The organism is Brasilonema bromeliae SPC951 (genome assembly GCF_012912135.1).
Taxonomy (GTDB): domain Bacteria; phylum Cyanobacteriota; class Cyanobacteriia; order Cyanobacteriales; family Nostocaceae; genus Brasilonema; species Brasilonema bromeliae.
On record NZ_QMEB01000343.1, the window covers coordinates 1 to 4,608 of the forward strand.

Sequence of the window (4,608 nt, forward strand, 5' to 3'; positions counted from 1 at the left end):
ATATCCCACCTCATGATTTGTTGGACTAAAGGCGTCTCTAACACAAAGCTAGCAAGTAGATAAAATTGTCAGAAATTCCTCTAAAGAACTCACAGCGATTGCACTATCCATGAAACTTTCTAATTGTTCCACACTCTCGCCCTCAAGCCTTGCTTTTACTTCTTGAGGAATTTCGCCAAAGCGTCGTTGCAATACTCGTATTAACTGCCGTTGTACACCTTGCTGAAGTCCTTGCTGAAGTCCTTGCTGAAGTCCACGTTCTTCACCTTCAGTCAGAATTTCCTGATACCAAGGCGATTCTCGCAACACTGCCATATCCCACCTCATGATTTGTTGGACTAAAGGCGTCTCTAACACAAAGCTAGCAAAAAATGCCAGCAATGATTCTAACTGATTCAACTGTGGATCGGTTCGTAGTACCTGTAGTGCTCGTTGTACAACTGATGCCTCACCTCCTCCTCGCAAGATGGGCACAAACGGTAATAACGAAGGTAGTGGTTGCTGAAACACTATCTCAGCATCCACTTCCCACAGATTAATGACGCGATAATCTTGAATAGCACGTAATCCCAAAAATTCTTGCTCGTAACTACTGATAACAGTTAACGTCGATGGAGGTGGCAAGATGTTGATCAGCACTGGGTAAGTTGGCAGTCGGTAGCGTTCTTGTGCTAAGGCTGCATAGGCTCTCATACGTAGAGGCATATGTGCCGTGTAACGCAACTGCAATTCGTTGAGTACGAGAAAATCCCCGTGGGTAGCACTGTATGCCTTCACCAACACATCTGTTTCGCGGCTAATCCACTGAAACTCAGAACCCAAAATTTCTTTCGCCACGACTTCGGGACGCTGTGTCACCCATTGTACCCATGCATCAGGAGCTAAACTAATAAGTCGCTTACCACCTGTATCTGCTGCTTTTGCCACAGGTTTTTTTATACCGTTACTAGTTCTTAAGAATATATCATAATGTGTTAAGCAAAATGTGATACGCGCAAGCCAAAGCCAGACATGAATTCTCCTAATCACTCCTCAGCGCTGTGATTGGGTCAAGTCTAGCAGCATTGCGAGCTGGGATGACGCCAGCCAGCAGTCCAATCACAAACGTCAAACCAAAGCCGAACAGGATCGACCAGGGCGAAATGACGAAGGGAAATTTGAACAGGTTTGAGGCTGCGAAGGCGATCGCAACTCCAAGGCATATACCAACAACCCCTCCCATTGCTGCAATCACCACTGCCTCAGCTAAAAACTGAGTCAAGATGGCAGTACCAGTCGCTCCAATCGCTTTACGAATCCCAATTTCGCGTGTCCGTTCGACCACTGACACAAGCATGATATTGGCAATACCAATGCCGCCAACAATTAAAGAAATTCCGGCAACTGCCACTATCATCACGGTAAAAAGCTTAGATGTACTGGTGAGCGTTTCGATGATATCGGCTGAATTCACCGTCCTAAAATCATCCGTTTCTCCTTTTTCGGGAAAAATGCCGTGTCGTACCCGTAACAGATTCGTAGTTTGATACTGGGCAGCATCTAGCAAATCCTGGCTTTTGACTTTGACATAAATTCCTCTGATGGCAAGTCCTTTGACAGCGTTGTTTCCCACTAACCGGGCAGACATATTGGTAAGCGGGATATAAATTTGTTCATCCGGGTTTTGTGGACCTTGCGCTCCCTTCGTCTCCATAACGCCAATTACGTCATAGGTTTCTCCGGCGATGCGGATTTGTGCGCCTTCTGCGTTGCTTCCTGTTCCCAGCAGTTCATCTCGTGCGGTGGGACCCAATATCGCCACAGCTTTCGCCGAATCGACTTCCTCCTGATTGAAAAATCTACCTGTTTGAGGATGCGTGTTTCGCACATATGGATAATTAATATCAGTTCCAATAATGGTCATCGAGTCGTTGTTTCCGGCATAAACGACTTGGGCATTCTGTTGCAGGAAAGCAGACACCCGGTCAACACCTAAAACTTCTTGCGCGATCGCCTGAGCATCTTCCAAAGTTAAAGTTGTTGCACTCCCACTGCCTTGCCGCACTCCGCCACTTCTGGCTGCACCCGATTGTACTTGCAAAATGTCAGTTCCCAGTGATTGTAATTGTTGCTCGGTTGACTTTTGGGTGCCTTGACCGATAGCCGTAACGGCGATTACTGCCGTAATGCCAATGATGACGCCTAACATGGTTAGCAGGGTGCGGAGTTTATTATTCCACAGTGCCTCTAAAGCCATCGACAGAATTTCAACCATCGACACCGATGAACTCCCAACCAAAGCAGATGCCTGTTTAACCCGTGGTTTGCGCTCACGTGATTTTGTCATTGCTAAACCTCGCTTGTAAAATCAAGTCTAAAAACCACCGCGACGACCACCCATACCGCCATAACCACCGCCCATCCTGCCAGAACGACCACCTCTATTACTATCCCTGGAACCCGGTGGCGCACTCACCAGAACTTTTTCATTTCCCTGTAAACCGGAGCGCACTTCGGTTTTGTTACCCACGGTCAATCCGGTTTGAATTGGCACAAATCGAGTTTTACCATTTTCCCTAAGTACCCGCACTCCGGTGCCATTTTCCTGGCGGGCGATCGCCACCGTTGGTACAACAAGCACATTATTTAAGTTCCCTGCATTGAATTTCACATCAACATTCATGCTTGGAAGCAGTAGAGTTTCAGGATCGCTAAGATCCACTCTCACTTTTACGCTGGTGACGTTGGATGTTACACTTGCAACAGCGGCAATCTGGGCAACTTTCCCATTAAAGGTTTTGTCGGGATACGCATCGGCTGTGATTGTTACCGGCTGTCCTACCTTAATTTTGCTAATATCGGTTTCGGCAACATTTGCCACAACTTGATAATTTGATGCCAGCGACAGAATCGAAGAAGAGGTTGCTCCCGAAACAGAACTCCCGGATGTTGTAGGTGTCACGAAATCACCCGGATCGGAATACTTGGAAGTCACAATCCCACTAAACGGGGCACGAATGACCATATCTTGAATTTGTGTTTGAATCGTTTTCAGGCTGCCCTGCTGCTGAATTACCTGAGCGCGTGCGGAGTCAATATCTTCCTTGCGGTTTCCCGCTTTCAGCAGTGCTAAAGCTTGCTGTCTTTGCTCCACCACCGCCTTTAATTGCTCGATATCTTCGGTGCGTGATCCTGCTTTTTGCAATGCCAGCGCTTGCTGCGCTTCATTTACCGCAGCTTGGGCGCTGTCCCTGTCAGCACGTTTTTGGTTTACAATCTGAAGGGAAATCGCACCAGCATTGTATAGTTGCTGATTGCGCTGGAAATCATCTTGAGCTTTTGTGAAACTTGCTTGAGCGCTTTTTAAACGTGCTTGTGCTTGAGCAATATCTTGAGGGCGGTTACCTGCTTGTCCTTTTTGCAGATTCGCTTGGGCTTCTTCTAATTGTGCCTGTGCTTGAGCAATATCTTGAGGGCGATTCCCTGCTATTGCTTTTTGTAAGTTCGCCTGGGCAGCAGCCAGAGATCCCCGTGCTTGAATCAGTTGCCCTTGCAGGTTTGAGTCATCCATGTATGCCAGGATTTGCCCTGCTTTCACAGAGTCACCTTCATCCACCAGTAAGCTTTTTAGACGTCCAGAGCTTTTGGGGCTGACGTTGGTCGATTGTTTGGCTTCAATGATGCCGTTGGCTGAGATAGTGATGGGTAAGGTTTCTCGCTGGACTGGAACTGTCTGCATTTTACTTCTGGCTTCCTGAGCGGAGGAAATCACCGTCTGATGGTAAACAAGGTATCCACCCCCCGTCAGTGAACTAAGAATGAGTAACCCCATCAGCCACTTGCTTAGCTTGTCTTTGACCAAGCCTTTTCCTAAAGGCTTGAATGTGGTAGGTTGGGGAGAATCAAGTGTCATAGGCTGCTTTCCACCTTGAGTGTAAACAAAGTTATTACGTTCGTGCTTTGTGCGCCTCCCGGAGGGAGTATCGCTTTTGCTTCGTTGTATTGAAACTACAAGGAGTTGATACTTTTAATTACAGCAGCACAACATGACAGCTTGCCCTTTGTGTAAATTACAATTTTGTAATTTGTTTTGTACTGTTATCCTTGAAAGTTCGTTTCCAGGTTCTACGGAGAAACTGACGTTGCTCAATTATATGCAGGATAACCAGTGCCAGCAAAGTGTACGATAGCCAGAAGTGCAGACTGTGAGCGATAAGCCGGAGGCTTGACGCTTCGCGTATCGCACCAACAGAACGATTTTCCTCAAACCAATTGGGCAACGTCACAAAAAAGAACGGAATTTCATGCCCACCTGTGTTTGATAAAAAAATGCCACTGATTGGAACAACCAGCATTAGGAGATAAAGCAGTAAATGGAGGGAAAAGGTCTTTAGTTGTTAGGATTCTGAAACGTCAATACTCCATCAATATTTTCAATTCCCGGAATGCGAATAGATGTATGGTTTCGACTGCCATCTATTCTGACACAAGTTGCTGATAACAAATCTCCATGCTCAACTTGAATCTCAGAACAACTTTTTTGATAGGTACTAGAGTTGTTAGGATTCTGAAATGTCAATACTCCATCAATATTTTCAATTCCCGGAATGCGAATAGATGTATGGTTTC

The 4,608-nt window shown here is 46.3% G+C and carries 5 protein-coding genes; all 5 read right to left on the reverse strand.

Annotated features, from left to right (window positions below; genetic code table 11):
- Nucleotides 1-48 precede the first annotated feature (48 nt).
- The gene (locus tag DP116_RS27125; protein WP_169158085.1) at nucleotides 49-927 is read right to left on the reverse strand and encodes a DUF4351 domain-containing protein; all 879 of its coding nucleotides are present in this window, start codon (nucleotides 925-927) and stop codon (nucleotides 49-51) included.
- A 94-nt stretch (nucleotides 928-1,021) separates the two neighbouring features.
- Entirely contained in the window at nucleotides 1,022-2,254 is a 1,233-nt protein-coding gene (locus DP116_RS27130) for an ABC transporter permease (RefSeq protein WP_422614246.1), read from the reverse strand.
- A gap of 99 nt (nucleotides 2,255-2,353) precedes the next feature.
- A complete protein-coding gene (locus tag DP116_RS27135; protein ID WP_169158087.1) occupies nucleotides 2,354-3,892 on the reverse strand; it encodes an efflux RND transporter periplasmic adaptor subunit in 1,539 nt (512 codons plus the stop codon).
- 157 nt (nucleotides 3,893-4,049) lie between these two features.
- Nucleotides 4,050-4,349: a cytochrome b gene (locus DP116_RS30580; RefSeq protein WP_339381613.1), complete on the reverse strand. Its 300-nt coding sequence runs from the start codon at nucleotides 4,347-4,349 to the stop codon at nucleotides 4,050-4,052.
- A gap of 20 nt (nucleotides 4,350-4,369) precedes the next feature.
- On the reverse strand, nucleotides 4,370-4,608 hold a 239-nt coding region (locus DP116_RS27145), incomplete at its 5' end, for a hypothetical protein (RefSeq protein WP_169158088.1).

What these genes read in the sequence shown, in the direction of transcription:
- DP116_RS27130 (WP_422614246.1), bottom strand. Translation starts at nt 2,254, where the DNA reads ATGGTTGAAATTCTGTCGATGGCTTTAGAGGCACTGTGGAATAATAAA.
- DP116_RS27135 (WP_169158087.1), bottom strand. Translation starts at nt 3,892, where the DNA reads ATGACACTTGATTCTCCCCAACCTACCACATTCAAGCCTTTAGGAAAA.